Source organism: Allokutzneria multivorans (assembly GCF_039537405.1).
Lineage (GTDB): Bacteria > Actinomycetota > Actinomycetes > Mycobacteriales > Pseudonocardiaceae > Allokutzneria > Allokutzneria multivorans.
The window spans coordinates 1-826 of sequence record NZ_BAABAL010000037.1 but is presented as its reverse complement, the minus strand read 5'-3'; the positions used below and the strand labels follow the sequence as shown (position 1 = coordinate 826).

1 protein-coding gene is annotated in these 826 nt (G+C 67.4%); it reads left to right on the top strand.

Annotation, left to right across the window (positions count from 1 at the left end; all coding sequences use genetic code 11):
• Positions 1-826, top strand: an 826-nt coding sequence (locus ABD798_RS37160) for an IS481 family transposase (protein ID WP_344886353.1), incomplete at both ends; no start/stop codon positions are given.

Here is an 826-nt window from a genome sequence, read left to right as displayed (position 1 = left end):
GGTGAGCACCGCGAAACGGTGGGCCGACCGTTACCGCGAGTCCGGCCCGGCCGCTATGGCGGACCGGTCCTCGCGTCCGTGGTCGAGCCCGCGTCAGACCCCGACCCGCACCGAACGACGGGTCATCAAGGTCCGGCTGGCAAGGCGGTGGGGACCAGCCAGGATCGCGTTCCTGCTGGGCCTGGTGCCCTCGACCGTGCACCGGGTCCTGACCCGCTACGGCCTGGCCCGGCTCAGCCACCTCGATCGGGCCACCGCCCTGCCGGTGCGCCGCTACGAATGCGCAACACCGGGCGAGCTCGTGCATGTCGACATCAAGAAGCTGGGCAACATTCCCGACGGCGGCGGCCACAAGATCCACGGCAGGCACACAGGCCAGCGCAACAGCTCCGCACACCGCGACCCCGAACGACCCCGCAAGATCGGCGGCCGCGCGAACCTCGGCTACGGCTATCTGCACAACGCCGTGGACGACCACTCCCGCCTGGCCTACACCGAGATCCTGCCCGATGAGACCAAACACAGCGCCGCCGCTTTCTGGCAACGAGCACAGAACTTCTTCCACGCCAACGGAATCACCGTCAAGCGGGTACTCACCGACAACGGGGCCTGCTACCGATCCCTGCTCTGGCGCGACACCCTCACCACAGCCGGAATCACCCACAAACGCACCCGCCCCTACCGACCCCAAACCAACGGCAAAGTCGAACGCTTCAACCGCACCCTGCTCGAGGAATGGGCCTACGCACGCCCCTACCGCACCGAAACCGAACGCCGTCAAGCGCTCCCACGATGGCTACATCTCTACAATCACCACCGCGGCCAC